The 22,907-nt window shown below is 44.5% G+C and carries 23 protein-coding genes; 13 read left to right on the top strand and 10 right to left on the bottom strand.

Features of this window, described 5'->3' with window-relative positions:
- The first annotated feature begins 29 nt into the window (after positions 1–29).
- From ppa to panD, 3 genes are all read left to right on the top strand, one after another.
- Positions 30–554 carry an inorganic diphosphatase gene (ppa, locus tag VIM91_RS07875; protein ID WP_331864272.1) on the top strand — a complete coding sequence of 175 codons (525 nt, stop codon included), beginning with the start codon at positions 30–32 and terminating at the stop codon, positions 552–554.
- Positions 555–720: 166 nt separating this feature from the next.
- The gene (ppc, locus tag VIM91_RS07870) at positions 721–3,525 is read left to right on the top strand and encodes a phosphoenolpyruvate carboxylase (RefSeq protein ID WP_331864271.1); all 2,805 of its coding nucleotides are present in this window, start codon (positions 721–723) and stop codon (positions 3,523–3,525) included.
- 160 nt (positions 3,526–3,685) lie between these two features.
- Positions 3,686–4,075, top strand: a complete 390-nt coding sequence (panD, locus tag VIM91_RS07865) for an aspartate 1-decarboxylase (RefSeq protein WP_331864270.1) — start codon at positions 3,686–3,688, stop codon at positions 4,073–4,075.
- Positions 4,076–4,146: 71 nt separating this feature from the next.
- Here panD and VIM91_RS07860 read toward each other — a convergent pair whose 3' ends face one another.
- The 6 genes from VIM91_RS07860 to pcnB form a co-directional block, all read right to left on the bottom strand.
- Positions 4,147–4,854, bottom strand: a complete 708-nt coding sequence (locus VIM91_RS07860; RefSeq protein ID WP_331864269.1) for a flagellar motor protein MotB — start codon at positions 4,852–4,854, stop codon at positions 4,147–4,149.
- Entirely contained in the window at positions 4,847–5,614 is a 768-nt protein-coding gene (locus VIM91_RS07855; RefSeq protein WP_331864268.1) for a motility protein A, read from the bottom strand. The genes VIM91_RS07860 and VIM91_RS07855 overlap by 8 nt, the downstream gene beginning before the upstream one ends.
- A 65-nt stretch (positions 5,615–5,679) precedes the next feature.
- A complete protein-coding gene (gene panC / locus VIM91_RS07850) occupies positions 5,680–6,537 on the bottom strand; it encodes a pantoate--beta-alanine ligase (RefSeq protein ID WP_331864267.1) in 858 nt (285 codons plus the stop codon).
- Positions 6,534–7,331: a 3-methyl-2-oxobutanoate hydroxymethyltransferase gene (gene panB, locus VIM91_RS07845; protein ID WP_331864266.1), complete on the bottom strand. Its 798-nt coding sequence runs from the start codon at positions 7,329–7,331 to the stop codon at positions 6,534–6,536. Before panB ends, panC begins: the two co-directional genes overlap by 4 nt.
- 10 nt (positions 7,332–7,341) lie before the next feature.
- Positions 7,342–7,857, bottom strand: coding sequence for a 2-amino-4-hydroxy-6-hydroxymethyldihydropteridine diphosphokinase (gene folK, locus VIM91_RS07840; protein ID WP_331864265.1), 516 nt, complete (start codon positions 7,855–7,857; stop codon positions 7,342–7,344).
- A complete protein-coding gene (pcnB, locus tag VIM91_RS07835) occupies positions 7,850–9,241 on the bottom strand; it encodes a polynucleotide adenylyltransferase PcnB (protein ID WP_331864264.1) in 1,392 nt (463 codons plus the stop codon). The genes folK and pcnB overlap by 8 nt, the downstream gene beginning before the upstream one ends.
- 137 nt (positions 9,242–9,378) lie before the next feature.
- Between pcnB and VIM91_RS07830 the strand changes: the two genes are divergently transcribed.
- A complete protein-coding gene (locus VIM91_RS07830) occupies positions 9,379–9,795 on the top strand; it encodes a SufE family protein (RefSeq protein ID WP_331864263.1) in 417 nt (138 codons plus the stop codon).
- A gap of 99 nt (positions 9,796–9,894) precedes the next feature.
- Here VIM91_RS07830 and htpX read toward each other — a convergent pair whose 3' ends face one another.
- The 4 genes from htpX to gatC form a co-directional block, all read right to left on the bottom strand.
- Positions 9,895–10,794, bottom strand: coding sequence for a protease HtpX (gene htpX, locus VIM91_RS07825; RefSeq protein WP_331864262.1), 900 nt, complete (start codon positions 10,792–10,794; stop codon positions 9,895–9,897).
- Positions 10,795–10,914: 120 nt separating this feature from the next.
- Positions 10,915–12,339, bottom strand: coding sequence for an Asp-tRNA(Asn)/Glu-tRNA(Gln) amidotransferase subunit GatB (gene gatB / locus VIM91_RS07820; protein WP_331864261.1), 1,425 nt, complete (start codon positions 12,337–12,339; stop codon positions 10,915–10,917).
- Positions 12,336–13,805, bottom strand: coding sequence for an Asp-tRNA(Asn)/Glu-tRNA(Gln) amidotransferase subunit GatA (gene gatA / locus VIM91_RS07815; RefSeq protein WP_331864260.1), 1,470 nt, complete (start codon positions 13,803–13,805; stop codon positions 12,336–12,338). Before gatA ends, gatB begins: the two co-directional genes overlap by 4 nt.
- A gap of 8 nt (positions 13,806–13,813) precedes the next feature.
- A complete protein-coding gene (gatC, locus tag VIM91_RS07810; RefSeq protein WP_331864259.1) occupies positions 13,814–14,101 on the bottom strand; it encodes an Asp-tRNA(Asn)/Glu-tRNA(Gln) amidotransferase subunit GatC in 288 nt (95 codons plus the stop codon).
- Between the two features lie 351 nt (positions 14,102–14,452).
- Here gatC and VIM91_RS07805 point away from each other — a divergent pair, with 351 nt between their 5' ends.
- From VIM91_RS07805 to lipB, 9 genes are all read left to right on the top strand, one after another.
- The gene (locus VIM91_RS07805) at positions 14,453–15,493 is read left to right on the top strand and encodes a rod shape-determining protein (protein ID WP_029935495.1); all 1,041 of its coding nucleotides are present in this window, start codon (positions 14,453–14,455) and stop codon (positions 15,491–15,493) included.
- 107 nt (positions 15,494–15,600) lie between these two features.
- Positions 15,601–16,359, top strand: a complete 759-nt coding sequence (gene mreC, locus VIM91_RS07800) for a rod shape-determining protein MreC (protein ID WP_331864258.1) — start codon at positions 15,601–15,603, stop codon at positions 16,357–16,359.
- Positions 16,352–16,855, top strand: a complete 504-nt coding sequence (gene mreD / locus VIM91_RS07795; protein WP_331864257.1) for a rod shape-determining protein MreD — start codon at positions 16,352–16,354, stop codon at positions 16,853–16,855. The genes mreC and mreD overlap by 8 nt, the downstream gene beginning before the upstream one ends.
- An 11-nt stretch (positions 16,856–16,866) precedes the next feature.
- Positions 16,867–18,684: a penicillin-binding protein 2 gene (gene mrdA / locus VIM91_RS07790; RefSeq protein WP_331864256.1), complete on the top strand. Its 1,818-nt coding sequence runs from the start codon at positions 16,867–16,869 to the stop codon at positions 18,682–18,684.
- A gap of 1 nt (position 18,685) precedes the next feature.
- On the top strand, positions 18,686–19,816 hold the full coding sequence (gene rodA, locus VIM91_RS07785; RefSeq protein ID WP_331864255.1) for a rod shape-determining protein RodA: 1,131 nt from the start codon (positions 18,686–18,688) through the stop codon (positions 19,814–19,816).
- Between the two features lie 94 nt (positions 19,817–19,910).
- Complete coding sequence (locus VIM91_RS07780; protein WP_331864254.1) at positions 19,911–21,080, top strand: D-alanyl-D-alanine carboxypeptidase family protein; 1,170 nt, start codon at positions 19,911–19,913, stop codon at positions 21,078–21,080.
- Positions 21,081–21,086: 6 nt separating this feature from the next.
- Positions 21,087–21,965, top strand: a complete 879-nt coding sequence (locus VIM91_RS07775; RefSeq protein ID WP_331864253.1) for a D-amino acid aminotransferase — start codon at positions 21,087–21,089, stop codon at positions 21,963–21,965.
- Positions 21,958–22,239 (top strand): DUF493 domain-containing protein, encoded by a 282-nt coding sequence (locus VIM91_RS07770; protein ID WP_331864252.1) that lies wholly within the window; start codon positions 21,958–21,960, stop codon positions 22,237–22,239. The genes VIM91_RS07775 and VIM91_RS07770 overlap by 8 nt, the downstream gene beginning before the upstream one ends.
- An 18-nt stretch (positions 22,240–22,257) precedes the next feature.
- Entirely contained in the window at positions 22,258–22,902 is a 645-nt protein-coding gene (gene lipB, locus VIM91_RS07765) for a lipoyl(octanoyl) transferase LipB (RefSeq protein ID WP_331864251.1), read from the top strand.
- Positions 22,903–22,907: the final 5 nt, after the last annotated feature.

Here is a 22,907-nt window from a genome sequence, read left to right as displayed (position 1 = left end):
TTGTTTTACTCTAACGAAAGGAAATTATCATGGGTTATGCTGCCGTTACTGCAGGCCAAGATTTACCAAATGATATCAACGTTATCATCGAAATTTCAGCCTTTGCTGCACCAATTAAATATGAAGTCGATAAAGACACGGATCTTGTCTGGGTTGACCGTTTACAAGGCGCAACCATGTCATATCCGGCAAACTATGGTTATATTAACCAAACCCTAGCCAACGATGGTGATCCGGTAGACGTTTTGGTCGTCACACCTCATCCGTTAATGGTCGGCTCTGTGATTCGTTGCCGCCCAATTGGCGTGTTAAAAATGAGCGATGATGGCGGCGAAGACGCCAAAGTTATTGCTGTACCGGTCAACAAGCTGACGCCGATTTATAAAGACATCAACTCGGTTGAGCAGATCCCGCTTTTGAAAGAACAGATCGAACACTTCTTTAAGCACTACAAAGATCTTGAGCCAGGAAAATGGGTAAAAATTGAAGGCTGGGAAGATGTAGAATCCGCCCGCAAAGAAATTTTAGACGGCGCCCAACGCTACCAAGCTTAAATCTTCCGTAATACACTCGTATTATCGGTTAAATCTACTTAGTGTGCATTGTTCAAAAATGCACGCTAAGTCCTTTATTCTTCCCTTCTCGCTGTGTTTTCAATCTTGATCTCCTTGAAATCTGCTATAATTGTGCAAATTTTTTATGCATAGAGATTTCTTTCTTATGACCAAAATCATCACTAATGATCCGCAAGACAAACAACTAAGAGCTCGCGTCAAGCTGCTCGGCCGCCTACTTGGTGAAGTGATTGAAAGTCAAATTGGCCCAGAGATGTTGGCGGCCGTTGAAAAGTTACGTACCGGCTACATTCAACTTCGCAAACAAGATGATCCTGTATTGCGCAATGAACTCAGCGAATTTATTCAACAACAAACGCCTGACGACCTGATTCTTATTATTCGAGCATTTAATATTTACTTCAGCCTCGCCAATTTAGCCGAAGAAGAACATCAATACCATGCTCGTCAAAGCCAATTAAAGGCCGATGGTCCATTATGGATGGGCTCAATGCTCAACACCATTAATCAGTTTAAAGCCGATGGCATGAGCGCAACAGAGGTCTCAACCCTGCTCAACAAACTAGAATACATTCCGGTCTTTACCGCACACCCAACTGAATCCAAACGTCGTGCGGTGATGGAGAATCTACGTCGTATTTTTGTTACCTTAGATGGCCTAAACGAAGCAGAAACTTACAACAACACCTTCTCAAAAGAAGAGGTAATTCAAAAGTTAAAGTACCAAATCCAGGTTTTATGGAAAACCGATGAAGTTCGCCGCAGCAAACCAACTGTAAATGACGAAATTCGTAACGGTATCTATTACTTCCGCCAATCGCTGTTTAAATCGGTTCCACAAGTCTACCGCTACATGGAACGTGCCTTAGAATTAAATTATCCAGACGAGCACATTGAAACACCTAACTTTTTAACCTTTGGTTCTTGGATTGGTGGCGATCGTGATGGCAATCCATTCGTAACGCACGAAACAACAGCACAGGCTTTATACCTTCAATCTCGCGCGGTTATTTACGAATATCAACGTCGACTTTTTGAACTGAGCTCGCTACTCACACACTCTCGTTATATCGCCAATATTAATCAAGAGGTAATCAATCGCGCAACCATTGTCGATGCCGACCTACTTGAAAAGGTATTCCATAAACGCTCTGAACGTTTTAAAGACGAACCTTATCGCCGTTTTCTATACCTTATGCAGGGACGCCTAAAAGAAAATCTGGACTATATCGAAGCCAAGTTAAATGACGATAAACCAGTCGAGAAAGGACGCTTTGCTTATGTATCAGAAGATGAATTTTTGGCTGATCTGCAATTAATTCACGATTCACTATGCGGCCACGGTGACCAAAGCATTGCTAATGCGGATTTGAAAGATCTTATCCGTTTGGTTCAAACCTTTGGTTTTTACCTAATGCGTTTAGATATTCGCCAAGAATCAACGGTACACACCCATGCTGTGACAGACTTGTTATCTCATTTAGGAGTAGACTATCCGAGCCTAAGTGAAAGCGAGCGCTTACAACTTCTTGCTAGCCATGTCAGTTCCGCAACCATTATTGATACCCAACATTTAGCGTTAAAAGAAATGACTCGCGAAGTGTTGGAAGTATTCAACGTGGTACGCGAAATGCGCAAGGAAATCAGCCCAAAAGCCTTTAACAACTATGTTATCTCGATGACACATGATGCCAGCCATGTTATGGAAGTGCTGTTTTTGGCGCATCAAGCTGGTTTAGCGGGATACAATGCGGGCGAACCCTACTGTGACATCCACATTTCACCTCTATTTGAAACTATTGAAGATTTAAGCCACATCGTACCTGTTACATCGGCACTTTTTAACAATCCAACCTATCACGCGCTATTAAAAGCCTCGGGCAACCAACAAGAAATTATGTTGGGTTATTCCGATTCAGCCAAAGATGGTGGTAACTTATCTTCGGCTTGGAGTCTCTACCAAGCCCAGCAAAAAATCATGAAACTTGCCGATGAATGTGGCGTTGAATGTCGCCTCTTCCATGGCCGAGGTGGCACAATTGGACGTGGAGGCGGCCCTACACATATTGCGATTTTATCGCAACCTACTGGCACCGTACGTGGTTCGATCAAGTTTACTGAACAAGGCGAAGTGCTTTCTTATAAGTACAGCAATTCTGAAACAGCCACCTATGAGCTGTCGCTGGGTGTGACGGGCTTAATGAAAGCGAGTACTTGCTTGGTAAAACCTGTAGAGCAGGATAATCCTTCTCACCTCGAAATCATGCATAACTTAGCCGAAAACGGCGAACACGCTTATCGCCAACTTACCGACCATACGGATGGCTTCTTTAAATTCTTTTATGAAGCCACACCCGTAAATGAAATCGGCTTGTTGAACATTGGTTCGCGACCCTCTCACCGCAAAAAAGGCAATTTATCAAAGTCTTCGATTCGTGCCATTCCATGGGTTTTTGGCTGGGCGCAAGCACGCCTAACTTTCCCTGCTTGGTATGGAACAGGTTATGCTTTAAATAAATGGGCTCAAGAAAACGGTGAAGACCAACTCAAACAAATGTATGAGCAATGGCCTTTCTTCCGTGCGTTATTGAGTAATATTCAAATGGCGCTGTTTAAAACAGAGTTAAGAACCGGCCAAGAGTACAGTGAGATTGCACAAGATCAAGCGCAGGCGCAAGTCATCTACAACATGATTGCGGATGAGCATAAACGGACGGTTTCGAATTCTCTAGCCGTTAGTGGTAACCCATTTTTAATGGCCGAAACGCCAAATATTGCTGTTTCTTTAAAACGTCGTAACCCTTATTTGGATCCGCTCAACCATATCCAAATTGTGTTATTAAAACGTTATAAATCAGAAAGTGCAACTGAAGAAGAACGCGATTTATGGCTAAAACCGCTGCTTAACAGCATTAATGCTATTGCGGCAGGAATGCGTAATACAGGCTAATTACCAAAGCAGACATCCAAGGCTGCTAGCCTCAAAAAACGCTAACGCTTCATTAATGCCGATATTAATGAAGCGTTTTTTATTTTTAAGGTTTCGAGTATAATGTGTCCCCAACTTAGGTCGAAAGGCTTGAACTAATAAACGGATAACGAGAAATAGCATGCAAATTACCCTACTAAAATCCAAAATTCATCGAGTGACGACAACCCACTCAGAGTTGGACTATGAAGGCTCATGCGCGATTGACGGTCATCTGCTTGATACCGCTGGTATCCGTGAGTATGAACAAATCCAAATTTATAACATTCGCAACGGCGAACGTTTTACGACCTACGCAATCCGTGCAGAAAATAACTCCGGCATTATCTCAGTAAATGGTGCCGCCGCGCATAAAGCTGATCCGGGCGATCTATTAATTATCGCCACCTACTGCATGCTAGATGAAAAACAAGCCGAAAGTTATCAGCCTGTTTTAGTGTATGTAGATGGCGACAATGCGATCAGTCATACACGCAATTTTATACCTAAGCAACTAAAAACCGCTGTATAACAATAGCCTGCTTACTATATAAACGTCAGTACCAGGCCTGGTACTGACTGTTCAGCTCCTCAATTAATCTTCTATTTGCTCGGCAAGGGCTCAATCAAAATCTCCACGCGTCGATTCAACGCATAATCCGCCATTTCTGTACCTTTAGAAATAGGTTGCGTATCGGCTAAACCTATAGCCATCGCCTGCTGAGGATGAATCACACCATCTCGAATAAATTGTTCAATAACAGCGGCTGCGCGTGCGCCTGACAACTCCCAATTAGAACGAAAACGCCCGCCAATAATTGGTAGTCGATCACTGTGTCCCACCACTTTAACCTGAACATTCCCACGTAATAAATTAGAAAACTTACGCAACATGGCTATAAAGCGTGGCTGCAAATCCGCGCTGCCTAAGTCAAATGCCACCAACTCAGGAAAAACTAATTGAATTCGTTGTTTATCTGGATCAAATGACATTTGTAATTGTTGCTGATCCACTTCTTCACGATAAGTCGCTTTCAAGGATTCATATATTTCTAACAATGAACTCACAGGTCGATTATCCGAACCCATATCAAAAATAGGCGGTGCAATCGGACGAAAATAGGACTCCTGAACCAGCGATAACTCGGCCGATTGAGTCAAAGTCTCCGTTAATGAACGAACAATCTGCTCGTAACGGTGTTGATCAACCTTAGAAACCGTGTAAAGCAATACAAAAAATGCCAGTAAAAGCGTCGCCATATCCGCATAGGTCACCAACCAAGGCATTTTTTGACGAAACTTCTTAGGCATTTTCAACCTTTTTGGAGGCCCCTGCTTCCAGATAAGAGTGCAATAAATCTCGCATAATGGCTGGATTGACACCATTGGCAATGCAATTAATGGCATCAATAATCATGTGTTGACGGTAGGACTCATCATGCGCCCAAGATTCAATCTTATCCGCCATAGGCAACGCAAATAAGTTAGCAATCAAAGCGCCGTACAAAGTCGTTAATAAGGCCACCGCCATCGCTGGGCCAATCGTTTCTGGGTCACTTAAATAGGCTAACATTTGAATTAAGCCCACCAGCGTACCAATCATTCCAAACGCGGGTGCGGCTTCGCCAATCGCACGGAATACGCCTGAACTGGTTTCGGCAACTTCATTAAATAAACTGCTTTTTTCTTTGAGCGTTTTTTGTACCAAATCGGCGTCGTAGCCATCCACCAACATTCGCACGCCATCTTGATAAAACGCATTATCAATTTCTTTATTTTCTAAAGCGAGCATCCCGCCTTTTCGCGACAAACGAATTAAATCCTCCGTTAAGTCAATTAAATCTGACAAATCACGCGTTTCACTTCGAATCTTAACCGCTTTAAAAGACACACCAATAGCCGCAAAGCTATCGGCCATTGAAAAACGAATCATGGTCGCAGCAAGGGTGCCACCTACCACAATCATCAGACCAGGAATATTAAAAAATAAGTTAAGAGATGAACCGGACGACATCGCCATGGTAATAATGACGATGCCGGCTAATAAACCGATAAGAGTTGAAAAACTCATCTATACACACCCTCTTGAGGTTTAGGTGTTGCCAACCAACCTTGTTACTCGATTTAGGTTAAATATTAACGCAAATCAAGCTCTATATTATCCAGTAAGCGCGTCGAACCCAGCCGCGCGACAGCCAATATCGTCATAGTGTCTTGGCGTTGTTTGAGCGCCTGTAAACTCAACGGATCCACGATGGCAATGTAATCTACTTGATCAAAACCCTGATCAAGTAAGTTTTGCTTAGCGGCCTGTAACAAAACATTAAAATCAACCCGCTCATCACTTGTAATAGCATGGGCGATTTGCTGTAACTCTAAGTATAACCTAGGGGCAATTTTACGTTGAGTTTGATTTAGAAATTGATTTCGCGAACTCAGTGCTAAACCATCTAAATCTCGCTGAATGGGTGCTTTGATCAATTCTATTGGCCAATTTAAATCAGCGACCATTTGATTTAAAACACACCACTGCTGATAATCTTTTTGGCCAAATATAGCCACATCCGGCTGCACAAGATTAAATAATTTTGCCACAATCGTAGCCACCCCATCAAAGTGACCTGGCCGACTTGCTCCTTCCCAAATTTTGCTCAAATTTGGCGCCGCTAACACCTGTGTTTGGGTTTGTCCTTGTGCGTACATCTCTGCGACACTCGGCGCAAATAAAGCATCACACTTAACCGAGCTTAACTTTGCTTTATCGGCTTCTAAGGTTCGAGGGTAACGTTCATAATCCTCGCCTTCTCCAAACTGCAAAGGATTCACAAACACACTGCTAATAACGCGATCGGCCTTTTGGGAAGCAAGGTCAATCAAGCTCAAATGACCGGCATGTAAATTACCCATCGTCGGTACAAACCCAACCCGCAAACCGGCTTGTTTCCAAGCGGTTACTTGTTGACGTAAATCTTGAACCCTGCTTAATTCAATCATGCTTTCATCTCATGGATCGCCGCCGGAAAACGACGCTGTCGTACCGCTTGTGCATAACTCACCATAGCTTCTTTAATACTGCTAGAGCCCTGCAAAAAGTTATGACTAAAGCTAGGGGTATGCCCTGGCGTTAAGCCTAAAATATCGTAAACGACCAACACCTGACCATCCGTTTTGGCACCCGCGCCAATACCAATCACAGGAATGTTCAATGACTGGCTAATACGCTCCGCTAAAGCAGAAGGAACGCACTCCAACACCAACATATCCACCCCTGCCTCTTGCAAAGCTAAAGCCTCATCAAGCAAGCGTTGTGCTTCGGCCTCACTGCGACCTTGAACACGATACCCCTTTTTCAAAACTGACTGAGGTAGTAAACCTAGATGACCACAAACTGGAATACCCAGTTGAGTTAAAGCATCGACAAAACCAAGTACGCGAGTGCCGCCTTCAAGTTTTACCATATCGGCGCCGCCTTCCTTAATCAGACGCCCACTGCTGTGCAATACTTGCTCTAGGGTTGCATCCGACATAAAAGGTAAATCTGCAATGCACCAGGCCTGGTGCTGATTACCACGTTGCACCAGTTGGGTGTGATAAACCATGTCATCCAAACTAACGGACAGAGTATTTTGATGTCCTTGCACCACCATACCCAACGAATCCCCTACCAACAGAACGTCTACTTCTGCCTGGGCGGCCCAATGCGCAAAAGCGGCATCATAGGCCGTTAAACACACAATAGGCTGAGACTGTTTTTTTAAACTTTGGAAGTAAACTAAATTGCGTTTCATGTCTTAACCTTTACATATTTACTTTAGGTTCAGTCGACGATGGCGGCAGAATAAAGGAATCATCTAACTGAGCAATTAATTCTGCAAGCTTGCCTAAGCCGGGTAAATGGTCTTGCGGCCAAACTTGTGCCAGCGGAATCAGCACAAAGTCACGTTGGTGCATATAAGGATGAGGAATCACCAGGCCTGGTTGTTCGATCCGCTGGTCAGCATAAAGCAAAATATCCAAATCAATTAAGCGCTCACCCCAGTGACGCTGTTTAATCCGGCCTTGCTTTTGTTCAATGGCTTGTAAACTCGTTAATAAAACCTCAGGTGTTAAACAAGTTTCAAACACGCACACTGCGTTAACAAAGTCAGGCTGATCTTGCGGGCCTTGAGGCTTTGAATGCCATAAATCTGACATACTAAACTGCCGAACAGAATCCAAGGCTTGTAAACTTTGCACCGCCGTTTTTATTTGTTGTGCCGGGTCGTCTAGGTTACTGCCTAAGCCAATCGCCACTCGAAACCAGGTCTTATTCACGGATATCTGAGTCTCGTTTTCGACGATACATATTACGTCCTGTGCGACGCTTTTTGGGTGCTCGAGCCGGTTTTTTTATCTCATTTGCAAATGCCACTTGTTCAATTGCGTCTTTCTCTTGGTATTCGGTCCACCAATTAAAAAGCTCAGCCAGCTCAAGTTCACCCGCTGCTAATCGTATGCCGATAAAATCATAGGCCGCTCGAAAACGAGGATGCGCCCGCAATTGCGCGGCACGCGCGCCAAATCGTTTAGACAATCTAAACTGAAGACTCCAAATATCACGGATCTGTGCTGTAAAGCGTTTAGGAATTGAAGTACGTCGAATCTGCTGTTCCAAAACATCATTGGCTGCGGCATACATCGCATCTTGCGGTGACATACCTGAGTCCAAGTGAACCTGACGCCGTTGCATCATGGGTTCCCATAAAAAGGCCGCAAATAAAAACGCAGGATTAACGGGTTTATCTTCCTGGATGCGTTTGTCGGTACTTTTAAGAGATTCAATCACCAACTGACGCGGGAAATGCTCCACTTCGGTTTCAAGCATGGAATCAGTTAAAGGGAAAAGATGTTTGAATAAATCATAGTGGCGCAACTTTTCAAACACATCTACCCCCACTCCGCTATGAAACAGCTTGAGGACTTCTTCAAACATACGTGCGTGTGACACATCTTCTAATAAAGGTCCGAGTTCAAATAAAGGTTTTTCTGTTTTCGGCTCAATCGCAAAACCCAATTTGGCAGCAAAACGTATGGCGCGAATCATCCGAACCGGATCTTCTCTGTAACGTGTTTGCGGATCCCCGATCAAACGTAATTGGCCGGCTTTAATATCGGCCAGGCCACCCACATAATCTACTATCGAAAAATCTTTAATATCATAGTACAAAGCGTTTACAGTAAAGTCTCGACGCCAAACATCCTCGTCCAAAGTACCATAGACATTATCACGTAACACACGGCCAGCTGAATCAACTTGACGATCTTTACCTTGATCATCTCCTCCTCGAAAGGTGGCCACTTCGACAATCTGACGACCATAACGAACGTGTGCTAAGCGAAAGCGGCGTCCAATCAACTGACATTTATGTCTAAAAATCGATTTTACTTCTTCAGGAGAAGCGTCAGTCACCACATCAAAATCTTTCGGTTCCAAACCTAACAATAAATCTCGCACGCCGCCGCCGACTAAATAAGCATCATAACCGGCTCGTTTTAAACCATACAGCACGTCCAATGCACTTTTATCGATAGATTGTCGGGAGACTTTGTGATCATTACGAGAAATTCTATGCGACGCTGATTGACCAGTAACTTGAGCTGACTGAGTGGACGCTTTACTCAAAAAGCGACGGATTTTTCGAAAAATTCTCTGCATCATTAGCATATTCAATTAGGGTTATAAAACGCCATTTTAGCAAGAGTTTGCCTCAATGTTTGGTTAAAAGTTGAGTTCGTTATGCAAGCTGGTCAATATCCGTTAAAATTAGCCCTATTGATTTAAAAAAGGAACCGAAAGTGCCGACCAATATTGATGAAGTTCAAGCTGATCTAATTAAACGCCTTAATTATTTTGAAAACTGGAAAGACCGCTATAAATACATTATCGACATGGGAAAACAATTAGCCCCCATGCCTGAAGAATATAAAACCGAAGCGAACCGAATTCACGGTTGCCAATCACAAGTCTGGATTCAAATAGAAGAACGTGACGGTCGCCTCTATATGCAAGCCACCAGTGATGCCGCCATTGTGGCAGGCTTAATTGCTGTTTTATTGCGTGTTTACTCTGGACGTACACCCGAAGAAATCATCAACATGCCATTAGATTTTTTATCTCAAACCGGCTTATTGCAACATCTATCACCTAACCGTTCCACTGGTTTGTATCACATGATTAAACGTATCCAGGCTGAAGCGCAAGCTCGCGTTTAAAACTTTCTAAAACTTATGCACAAAAAAGCCCGCTTTATGCGGGCTTAGTTTCTAAAGGCACCAGGCCTGGTGCTTTTGTTGTGCTACTTCACTTTTCAATTAAGCGATTTTAAGCTCTTCTTGACGTGTCGCTTCTAAAGCCGCGATACGATCTTCTAGCGGTGGGTGCGACATAAACAAAGCACCAAACTTGCTAGGACGATCTGAAATACCAAATGCCGCCAACTGATCTGGCAATTCGCCTGGCTGCATTGCACTTAAACGACGCAAAGCGGCAATCATATTTTCTTTGCCGGCCAAGTAAGCTCCGCCATTATCGGCATGAAACTCACGACGACGCGAGAACCACATGGTGATAATGCTCGCCAAGATGCCAAAAATAATCTCGAAAATAAACGACGCGACAAAATACCCAATGCCATGACCTTCTTCATTTTTCAGAATAACTCGATCCACAAAATGACCAGCCACACGAGCGAAGAAAATAACAAAGGTGTTCACCACGCCCTGTAACAACGACATCGTAATCATGTCACCGTTGGCAATATGTGCTACTTCGTGGGCCAAAACGGCTTCCACCTCATTACGCGCCATATGACGTAACAATCCAGTAGACACCGCCACCAATGCATTGTTTTTGCTCATACCGGTTGCAAAGGCGTTAGGATCTGGCGCGTTGTATACCGCTACTTCTGGGTGACCAATGCCGGCCTTATCTGCAAAGCGATGAACCGTCTCAACCAACCACTTTTCATCCGCCGAGACTGGGTTATCGATAACTTGAGCCCCAGTCATTTTCTTCGCCATGAACTTAGATAAAGCTAAGGATACAAATGAACCTGCAAAACCAAACACAGCCGCAAATATCAATAGATTACCCAGGTCTAAATCGACCCCATTTGCTTGAAGTGTCGAACCCACACCAAACAAACTAAGAACAATCGATGCGACTGCAATAACCGCAATGTTCGTTAATAAAAATAAACCGATACGTTTCATGGATTGCTTTCCTCCTGTTAAAAACGCCATTGATAACTCAAAGTCGAAACCTTGCTCTAATATAAAGGTTTTTTATGGGCTTTCAAGAGCCAAATCACCAACTGTAAAATTTTTTCTTTTTTAACTCAGTTTTGCTTTTAACAGCTCGTTAACCTGTGCCGGATTTGCCTGACCTTTTGACAACTTCATGACCTGGCCGACAAAAAAGCCAAATAGCTTTTCTTGACCATTTTTATAAGCTTCCACTTGACCAGCATTCGCCGCCAACACATCATCCACTATTTTTTCAATCGCACCGCTATCAGTAATTTGTTTGAGACCATGTTTTTCAATGATTTCATCCGCTGAACCTTCACCTTGCCACATTGCATCAAACACTTGCTTGGCAATCTTACCTGAGATGGTGTTGTCCATAATACGTTTCACCAAACCACTCAAGGCTTCCGCCTTAACTGGCGAGTCCGCAATACTTAAATTGTCTCGGTTTAATGCTTTGGATAAATCACCTGTCATCCAGTTTGCGCACAATTTGGCATCCGCACCCTGCTTAACCATCACCTCATAATAAGCCGCTGTCGCTCGTGAAGCCGTTAACTGATGAGCGTCGTAATCTGATAAGCCATATTGCTCAACAAAGCGTGCACGCAATTGGGCAGGCAATTCGGGCAGGGTCTGACGCACCGCTTCAATATCAGCCTCTGTAATGATCACTGGCAATAAATCTGGATCCGGGAAGTAACGGTAATCATTGGCTTCTTCTTTTGCACGCATACTGCGTGTTTCATCTCGGTCCGCATCATATAAACGAGTTTCTTGTACAATTTTGCCGCCGCTTTCCAGAATATCAATATGGCGATCGAGCTCATACGCAATGGCTTTTTCAATAAAACGGAAAGAGTTAATATTCTTGAGCTCAGTACGTGTGCCAAAAGGTTCACCCGGTTTTCGAATCGAAATATTCACATCGACACGGAAGGAACCTTCTTGCATATTGCCATCACAAATACCTATAAATTGAACCAATTCATGAATGGCTTTTGCGTAAGCAATCGCTTCTTCGGCCGAACGCATATCCGGTTCAGAAACAATCTCTAATAACGGCGTACCAGAGCGGTTTAAATCGATACCGGTCATGCCATGAAAATCTTCATGCAATGATTTACCCGCATCTTCTTCTAAATGTGCACGCGTAATCCCAATGCGTTTGGCTTCCCCATTCACCTGAATATCAATCGCGCCCTTTGACACGACGGGCAATTCAAACTGAGAGATTTGATACCCCTTGGGTGAATCAGGGTAAAAATAATTTTTACGTGCAAACACTGACTTTTTAGGCAACTCCGCTCCCACGGATAAACCAAAAGCAATCGCCATTTCAACCGTTTTCTTATTTAAGACGGGCAACACACCTGGCAAAGCCAGGTCTACCGCACAAGCTTGAGTGTTCGGTTCCGCGCCATAGGCGGTCGAAGCACCAGAAAAAATCTTCGATTTTGTCGCCAGCTGTGCATGGATTTCTAGACCAATTACTGTTTCCCAACTCATGCTTGTCTCCCACCTTCAATCCACTCTGGGGTTTGTTTATGCCAATCGGTCACTTGCTGATATTGATGCGCGACATTTAAAATCTTAGCTTCACTAAAATAAGGGCCGACCAAATGCAAACCGACCGGACGCTCGTTAACAAACCCAGCGGGAACAGACATCGCAGGCAAACCGGCTAAATTAACCGGAATGGTATATAAATCAGCCAAATACATACTCACCGGATCATCGGTTTTTTCGCCCAGATTAAAGGCTGGAGTTGGTGCAACCGGGCCTAAAATCACATCACAAGACTCAAACGCTTTCGTAAAGTCATCTCTTACTAAACGACGCACTTTTTGCGCCTTTAAATAATAAGCATCATAGTACCCCGCCGACAAGGCATAAGCGCCGACCATAATTCGACGTTTTACTTCAGCACCAAAGCCTTCTGCACGTGAACGTGTATATAAGTCGTTTAGATCTTGTGGGTTCTCGCAACGATAGCCGTAACGTACGCCATCAAAACGTGACAAGTTAGATGAAGCTTCAGCTGGCGCTAACACATAGTATGCCGAGACGGCTAAGTGTTGATTTGGTAAATGCACTTCAACTAATTCAGCCCCTTGTTTTTCCAACTCAGCTATTGCTTGTTTAATGACTTTAGCTACTTCAGGGTCGAGTCCTTCGCCAAAATATTCAGCTGGTACACCAATGCGCAAACCTTTGATGGCGTCATTTAAACTCGCGGTATAGTCAACCTTATCCATTTTTAGACTGGTTGAGTCGCGCTCATCAAAATCAACCATGGCATTCAATAACCAAGCATTGTCTTCCGCGCTACGCGCCATTGGGCCACCTTGGTCAAAACTAGAGGCGTAGGAGATCATGCCAAAACGTGAAATCGCGCCATAAGTCGGTTTGATACCACTGATGCCACAAAATGAAGCCGGTTGACGAATTGAACCACCCGTATCAGTGCCACTAGCAAAAGGTACCAGGCCTGCAGCCACAGCGGCCGCCGACCCACCAGATGAGCCACCCGGCACCGCTTTTAAGTCCCAAGGGTTTTTGGTCGCGCCATAATAACTGGACTCAGTAGATGAACCCATCGCAAATTCATCCATATTAGTTTTACCCAAAATCGGCATATCTAAAGCTTTTAGTTGAGTCACCACGTGTGCATCATACGGCGCGATAAAATTATCCAGCATTTTTGAACCACAGCTGGTCTTTACCCCATCAGTACAAAAAATGTCTTTATGTGCCATCGGAATCCCCGTTAAGGGATGCGCATTACCCGCCGCCAACTTTGCATCGGCGACTTCGGCCATTTGTAACGCTAACTCGGGCGTTATCGTCACAAAGCTGTTAAGTTCAGCGTCAAGCTTTTGAATACGGTCTAAAAAATACCGAGTTAACTCCACACTGCTGATTTTTTTACTCTGCAAAAGTGCACTTAGTTCTTTTATTGATAAGTTATGCATGTTGTTTATCACTCAATTACTTGGGGAACAAGATAAAGTCCCGCTTCTGTAGACGGCGCAATAACTTGAAATTTTTCACGCTGATTATCTTCTGTCACTAAATCATCTCGTAAGCGTTGAGTTTGATCTAATGGATGAGCCATGGGTTCAATTCCCGAAGTATCGGCTTTTTCCAATTGGGCGAACACGTCTAATATATTGGATAATTTTTTTCCAACCACCTCGAACTCGGCCGGTTCGACTGCAATCGCCGCCAACTGGGCGATCTTCTTAACTTCAGAGACTTGCAAAGACACCGTCTACTCCTAAAAATCATGCGAATTATTGATCGATTTGGGTCGTGATAAGGGTCGAATCATTTACTTAAAACGAACGAACCACTCAGAAACCTCAATATAGCCCAGTTTGACTTAAGATTTCCTTTCATGTTGACTCAATCGCAAAAGCATTATAAGTTACCACAGATGCGCAATTCGTACAAAATTTGCCGCGGACAAAAGCCCGCATAACCACCAAAAACGGACACTTTGCACAAAAGCTTCAAAAACCTGGCGTTTTTGTTATATTTGACATGCAAATTATAAAAAATCCGTTTTTATTTGGTATAAAATACCAGCACTAATTTTGAACCTTTTTAGGATAAACTCATGTTTCGTAAAATTCTCGGCCTTTTCTCTAACGATCTCTCTATTGACCTTGGCACCGCCAACACTCTAATTTACGCACGCGGACAAGGCATTCTTCTAAACGAGCCTTCGGTTGTTGCCATTCGTGATAACGGGCGCGGAAACCGGAGTATTGTTGCGGTGGGGAATGAAGCGAAACAAATGTTAGGTCGTACGCCAGGCAATATTCAAGCGATCCGTCCACTTAAAGATGGCGTAATTGCTGACTTCCATGTAACTGAAAAAATGCTTCAAGCTTTTATTCGTAAAGTACATGAAGCCAAATTCTTCCAGCCTAGTCCGCGCGTATTAGTTTGTGTGCCATGCGGCTCCACGCAAGTCGAACGTCGTGCCATTCGTGAGTCAGCTGCTGGGGCTGGTGCTCGTCAAGTTTTCTTAATCGAAGAACCTATGGCCGCCGCAATCGGTGCGGGCATGCCAGTGAGTGAAGCCAGTGGTTCGATGGTCGTTGATATCGGTGGCGGTACAACCGAAGTCGCAACCCTTTCCTTAAATGGCATTGTGTATTCAGATTCGGTTAAAGTCGGTGGCGACCGCTTTGATGACGCCATCATTAAGTTTGTTCGCCGTAACTATGGCATGTTAATTGGCGAAGCCAGTGCTGAAAAAATCAAGCATGAAATCGGCACCGCTTACTATGAGCCCGAGCCAAAAACCATTGAAGTTCGTGGTCGTAATTTAGCCGAAGGTGTACCTAGAAGTTTCGTATTAAACAGCAACGAAATCTTAGAAGCCTTACAAGAGCCTTTATCTGCGATCGTTGGTGCGGTTCGCAGTGCACTTGAGCGCACGCCACCAGAGTTAGGTGCCGATGTAGCTGAACACGGCATAGTCCTAACTGGCGGTGGTTCTTTACTTCGCAACCTAAGCACACGCTTAAGTGAAGAAACGGGTGTTCCAGTGATTGTCGCTGACGACCCACTTACTTGTGTGGCTCGTGGTGGTGGACGTGCGCTAGAGTTAATGGATGAAAAAGGTATGGACGTATTTTCGCACGATTAATTTCGTGCCTTAATTAAGCTAGGAGCTTTCCCATTAGCCTTAACGCCACACCGCCTCAGCAAGATGGACTCCACTTTGTTACGGTATTCATCTTAAGCATTTTCTTAATGGCCTCTGACTACTATGGTCAATATATGGGGTCGTTCCGTAATGTGATCACCTCGACCCTTGAGCCACTTGAAAGAGTGGCTGATTTACCGGTCCAAGTCCACCATTGGTACATGCAAGGTGTAACCGATCTAGCCTTACTTGAAAACGAACTACTCCAAGTTAAAACCGAAAACTTAATGCTTAAAGCGCGTCTGCAACGTCTCGACAGCTTAGAACTTGAGTTGGATCGTCTGCAGCGCTTATTAGGCACGACCGGACGTATGAGTGCGCAATCACTGCGTGTCGCAAGCGTGCTTTATTATAGTTCCAGTCCAGTTTCTCAATACCTAACCATCAACAAAGGCAGCATGGACGGCGTAAAAACCAATCAAGCAATTATTGATGCTTATGGCGTACTCGGACAAGTAACCAGTCTCACCCCTACCTCTAGCCGAGTGTTACTGATTACTGATCCAGATCATCAATTACCAGTACGTGTACAAAGAACTGGACAGCGCGGTATCTTAACAGGTTTAGGACATGACAAACTTAACCTCGACTTTGTTCCATTATCCAGTCGAGTCGAGGTAGGCGATATCCTTGTCACCTCTGGACTGGGTGGTGTGTTTCCGTCAGGCTATCCCGCCGCCGAAGTCACTCAAGTCATTCATAGCCCTGGCATGAGCTATCTGACCATTAAAGCTAAGCCTTTGAGTGATATTAATAGTAGCTATGAAGTGTTAGTGCTATCCAATTCGCGAGACGAACATGAGTGATAAATACCAAGAAATCGAATTACACCAAGTTCGCTGGTTGGTAATCAGCAGCTACTTAATGGGGATTATTTTTAATATATTCGCCCTCAGAGAACCCCTGCTTATCATTTTGCCACCACTTGGCTTAATGCTGGTGTTGTTTTGGAGTGTACAGCTGCTACGTAACACGCACTTAATTACTGCCTTTCTAATCGGCCTGCTTTATGATGGTTTGTATCAAACTTTACTAGGCAGCCACTCTCTACTTTTTGTGTTATTGACCTTTTTTATGCTCCGCATGCGTTTAAGATTTCGCAGTTATCGCTTATGGCAGCAAGGTGTTGTGATTGGATTTTATATGGGCGCGTATCAGCTATTGCACCAGTTTTTCTTTTCGCCAACCCTAACAGAACAAACGGCTCTACTCTACTGGTTAATGCCATTTTTCAGCGCCCTTATTTGGCCAGGCCTGGTGGTTTTAATGCGTGGATTATCTAATCGCATCTCAACATTGTAGATACGGACAAAATGAATAACCTTAAGTTCGACGAAACGCAATCTCGCATCCGACAGAAGGCGATGTTTACCAATCGCTTATTGTTTGCTGGCTTCATTGTGTTTACAGTATTTGGTTTATTCATCGCACGCATGGCCTATTTACAATGGTTCAACCACGAACAGTATCTGGGATTATCCGAAGGTAACCGCATATCAGTCGAACCCCTTGCACCTGAGCGCGGAAAAATATACGACAGAAACGGCGTGGTCCTAGTGGATAACCAGCCAGTCTACTCCCTGTCCTTTATGCGTGAATCCATTTACGATATTGATTATGTCATCACTGCAATTCAGGAGTTATTACCCTCGATTCGTGCCGAAACCCTAGCGCAATTTAAAAGCCGTCTAAAACGCACTCCTCGTCATCGCGCGATTATCCTACCCTATACACTTGATGAGTCAGAAGCAGCACGTTTTGCGGTTAATAGCTATCGTTTTCCTGGCGTAACTCTCAATGCACGTCTTAAGCGGGTCTACACTCAAAATAAATCAGCCGTACATTTATTGGGCTATGTGGGCCGCATCAGCCAAAATGACAATTTAACCATTGATCGCAGTCGCTACCGTGGCACAGAAACAACCGGCAAAACTGGGATTGAGCACTTTTATGAAAACAAGCTACAAGGCTATCCGGGCTTACAGCGTATCGAAACCAATGCCCAAGGCCGAACTATCAGAACTCTTGAAACCATTCCGCCTACATCGGGTGAAAACCTGACGTTAACGATCGATATTAGACTACAAAAATATCTAGAAAACCTATTCGAAGGCCGACGTGGCGCGGCCGTTGCGATTGACCCTGAAAATGGTGAAATTTTAGCCTTTGTCAGCAGCCCAATGTATAACCCAAACTTGTTCGTCGATGGCATCAGTCATGCCAATTACAACGCCCTACTTCATGATCGCAACAAGCCTCTGATTAACCGAGCGTCACGTGGCCAATATCCACCGGGTTCAACCACCAAACCTTTTATTGGCCTCGGCGCTTTAGAACAAGATTACACCACCATGACCGAGTCAATATTTGACCCAGGGTATTTTGAATACCAAAACCGTCGTTATCGAAATTGGCGTCGTGATGGCCATGGTTGGTCCGATTTAAAGCGCGCAATTGTAGAGTCAGTCGACACTTATTATTACAAACTAAGCTTGGATATGGGTATTGATGCCATTCACGACATACTGGCCCCCTTTGGTTTTGGTTCGCAGACTGGCGTTGATATCCCAGGTGAAGCCAATGGCATTCTGCCATCCCAAGAGTGGAAAATGGCGACTTATGGTAAGGCTTGGTTCCGAGGTGAAACCATCATTTCTTCAATAGGACAAGGTTTTAACTTAGCCACGCCTTTGCAGCTGGCAAAAGCCACATCTATTCTGGCAAACCGAGGGCGGATCATTAATCCGCATGCTCTAAAAGGTCAAGCCATTGAATCGCCGGAGCAAATTCCGATCAAGAGCCGTGAACACTGGGAATATATAATTGACGCTATGACCGATGCGGTCCACACTCCTCGTGGGACGGCCTGGAGCTCTGGACGCCATATTACCGGCTATAAAATTGCAGGTAAAACCGGCACCGCCCAGGTATTTAGTCTCAACGACGGCGAATACAACGAAGAAGAGTTAGATAAACGTTTACATGATCACTCATTATTTATCGGTTTTGGCCCGGTTACCCGCCCTAAAATCGCCATCAGCGTCATTGTTGAAAATGCCGGTGGGGGCGGACGTGTCGCGGCTCCTCTCGCTATTCAAGCCATGAACCACTATATTAAAGAGTTGCAGTAACATGATCCGCTCACTAACTTCGCCCACTGACTCACTCTATGTCACCCCCAAAAACTGGTTACAAAAACTGCATATTGATGGCTGGTTGTTGCTTGGTTTATTGTTGCTGCTATCAACCAGTTTATTAACCGTTTTCAGTGCATCAGGCGGTGACTGGCAAACAACTCAACAACATGGTTTTCGCATTTTATTTGCACTCGGCCTAATGCTGGCCGTCGCACAAGTCTCGCCATCCAATCTTGCGCTGATTACACCCTGGGCTTTTTTAGCGGGCTTAATCATGCTTATCGCCGTATTACTCTTTGGTGATATAGGTAAAGGCGCACAACGCTGGTTAGACTTTGGGTTTATACGCTTTCAACCTTCTGAACTGATGAAGCTTGCGTTACCCATGATGGTTGCCTGGTTGTTTGCTTACTCCGATTTCCCGGCCCCTGCCAGCCGATTTATTATTGGCTTGGTCATTATTGCTGTAACCGCCAGTTTAATTGTGGTGCAACCCGACTTAGGAACCTCGATATTGATCGCAATGAGCGGCTTGTTTGTTATTTTCTTTGCCGGACTGCCCTGGAAAATTATTCTAGGTGCCATAACCGCGATTATTGTCAGCATGCCGATCGCTTGGAATTTTATGCATGCCTATCAAAAACAGCGTGTCTTGACCTTTATGAATCCTGAATCCGATCCGCTCGGCAGCGGTTATCACATTATCCAATCCAAGATAGCCATAGGCTCTGGCGGCATTGATGGCAAAGGATTTATGGGAAGTACCCAGGCGCACCTTGAGTTTTTACCAGAAAGTACCACCGATTTTATCTTCTCTGTATTTGCCGAGGAATTCGGTTTAATCGGTGTTGTGGTGCTTTTAAGCCTTTACAGTTTTGTGTTAATTCGAGGCTTAATGATTGCCTATTTTGCTCAAGACAACTTCAGTCGCCTAGTGGCTGGAAGTTTTAGCATGACATTATTCATTTACATCACCGTCAACATTGGCATGGTGAGTGGCTTACTGCCCGTTGTGGGCTTGCCACTTCCATTCGTGAGCTATGGTGGGAGCTCGATGGTCACCCTCATGATCAGTTTTGGCATTTTAATGTCCATTCACACCCACAAAAAAATGTTGACAGATTGACACCGAAAACCTCGACAAAGGTTTTGATTTACGAGCTTTTGTGATAAATTAAGCTGATTATTAAACTTAATAAATTAATGGTAACCATCCCTCTATGAAAGCTTCGTTTTACAAACTGTTTTTTGTTTTACTTGCCTTGGCTTTAAGCATCTCGCTTGCTCGCGCCAATACACCATTTGTATCACCCGTTCCCCCTTCTATCGCTGGTACTGCGCACTTTGTGATGGACTATCACAGCGGCGCGATTATCACCGAAAAAGATGCAGACATGCAGATTGAGCCCGCGAGCTTAACTAAAATCATGACTGGCTATGTTGTGTTTAACGAGCTGAAATTGGGCCGCATCCAAATGGGTGACATGGTTACCATTAGCAAAAAAGCTTGGCGCATGCCTGGCTCGAGAATGTTTATTGAAGTGGGTAAACAAGTATCGGTTGAAGACTTGATTAAAGGCATGGTGATCCAGTCGGGTAATGATGCCAGTGTTGCGCTCGCAGAACATATTGCACGTACCGAAGAAAACTTTGCCGATATTATGAACCAGTATGCCGAACAGCTTGGCATGACCAATACCCACTTTGTGAATGCCACTGGCTTACCTGATCCGGCACACTTAACAACCGCCCGGGATTTAAGCATCCTAACCAAAGCCTTAATTCGTGATTTCCCGGACTTTTACCCTTGGTATTCAGAAAAGCGTTTTACGTTTAACGGCATTACCCAATACAACCGTAACCGTTTACTTTGGCAGGATCCGACTGTTGATGGCCTCAAAACGGGTCATACCGAGTCAGCGGGCTATTGCTTAGTGTCATCCGCAAAGCGTAATGATATGCGCGTGATTGCGATTGTAGTTGGAACGGACAGCGCAACTCAGCGTGTGTCAGAAAGTCAAAAATTGCTTAACTATGCATTCCGTTTTTTCGAAACTCACAAATTATTTGAAAGTTCGCAACGCTTAGTCGATGCGCGTATTTGGGGTGGCGAACGTGATACCTTAGGTGTGGGTTTAGCCGAAGAACTCTTTGTTACCGTGCCGCGTGGTCAGTATCAAAACCTCAAAGTGGAAACCTCTTTACCACCACAAGTTAACGCGCCTGTGCAACATGGTGACAATATTGGTCAATTGGTCATTAACCTAAATGATGAAGTACTGTTAGAAAAGCCTTTGATTGCCTTGTCTGCGATTGAAGAAGGTTCTTTTTTCAAGAAATTATTTGACCGTGTTAAGTTATTTTTTCAAAACCTATTCGGATGGCTCTAATCTGATATGAACTCACAAATCGTCTATTTAGATGGCGAGTTTATGCCGATGGATCAAGCCCGCGTATCCCCAATGGATCGCGGGTTTTTATTTGGTGACGGTGTATACGAAGTCATTCCGGTTTATCAACGCCAAGTGTTTGAATGGCCAGCGCATTTAGCCCGCCTAAAACATTCTTTAAATGCCACCTCGATAACCAACCCCTTAAGCGACCAGGCCTGGTTGGAGATGATTGAAGAGTTGATAAAACGTCATGACTGGAACGATCAGTTCATTTACTTGCAGGTCAGCCGGGGTGTACAAATCCCGCGTGATCACTTGCCGGCTAAAGACTTAGTTCCAACGGTCTATGCTTACACCAACCCACTTAAACCCGTAGCGGATCACATTATACAAAACGGCATTAAAGTGATTAGCCTAGAAGACATCCGCTGGTTACGTTGCGACATTAAAGCCTTAACTCTTTTGCCCAACGTCATGGCGAAACTCCAAGCCCAAGCCGCGGGGGTTGATGACGTTATTTTGGTACGCGCGGATGGTTACGTTAGTGAAGGTTCGGCCAGTAATTTATTTATGGTAAAAAACCAAACCCTCATCACGCCGCCTAACTCACACAAAATTTTGCCGGGCATTACACGTCTGGTGATTGAAAAACTCGCCCAACGTCACCATATTGACTTGATCGAGCGAGATATTCAGCAAGACGAACTCAATTCAGCCGATGAGCTTTGGCTAACCAGTTCAACTAAAGAAGCTTTGCCGATTACACAATTGAATGGTCAAGCGGTAGGATCAGGAACACCTGGACCGGTTTGGCAAGCATTGCGCCAACATTATCAAACATATAAAAACGAAATTTTAAACCTCAACAAAGCCTATGACTGATTTACACCACCCAGAGATTGATACCTTAATCGAATTCCCCTGTGACTTTGAGCTTAAAGCCATGGGACGTCACTGCGAGGAATTTATCGACCTGGTCTTCAATATCACTCAAAAACACGTGCCGGATGTTAGTCGTGATAATCTGCGTCTCAACGAATCCAAAGGCAGCAAATTTGTATCCGTAAAAATCAAATTTTACGCCACCCACGTTAATCAAATCCACGGCATTTACGGGGAACTAAACGAACACCCTGATGTGCTTATGACGCTTTAACAAGCACCAGGCCTGGTGATGTCAATCGAAATAAAAAACCTAGGGTTGCAAGACTACCAAACCACTTGGCAAGCCATGCAAGATTTCACCGCTCAACGCCAAGCTGATACAGCCGACCAAATTTGGATATTGGAACATCTGCCCGTGTTTACACAAGGCCTAAATGGTCAATCTGAGCATATTCAGCAACCTTTAGGCGACATCCCACTGGTGCAATCCGATCGCGGTGGTCAAGTGACTTATCACGCCCCCGGTCAATTGATAGTTTATACGCTGATTGATCTCAAGCGTCGTCAACTGGGGGTGAGAGCTTTCGTCAGCCTGCTTGAACAGGCCTGCATCGCCCAACTCGCCGACATGGGGATTTCAGCTCAGTCTCGAAAAGACGCGCCCGGCATTTATGTCGAAGGTCAAAAAATTGCCTCTCTGGGTCTAAAAATCAAGCGCCAATGCAGTTATCACGGCCTGGCCTTAAATGTAAATATGGATTTAAGGCCGTTTGAACGTATTACCCCTTGTGGCCTCAATGGCATGCAAATGACCCAAGTGAGTCAGTTTGACCCCACGCAAACGGTTGAAAGCCTTGCACCAGGCCTGGTAGATCGCATTCAGCACGGCTTGTTAAATTGGCCTATAATAAGCCATCCATTAAACAACGAATAAACACA

The organism is Thiomicrospira sp., assembly GCF_036568485.1.
GTDB lineage: Bacteria > Pseudomonadota > Gammaproteobacteria > Thiomicrospirales > Thiomicrospiraceae > Thiomicrospira.
This window is presented reverse-complemented; position numbering and strand designations above follow the sequence as displayed.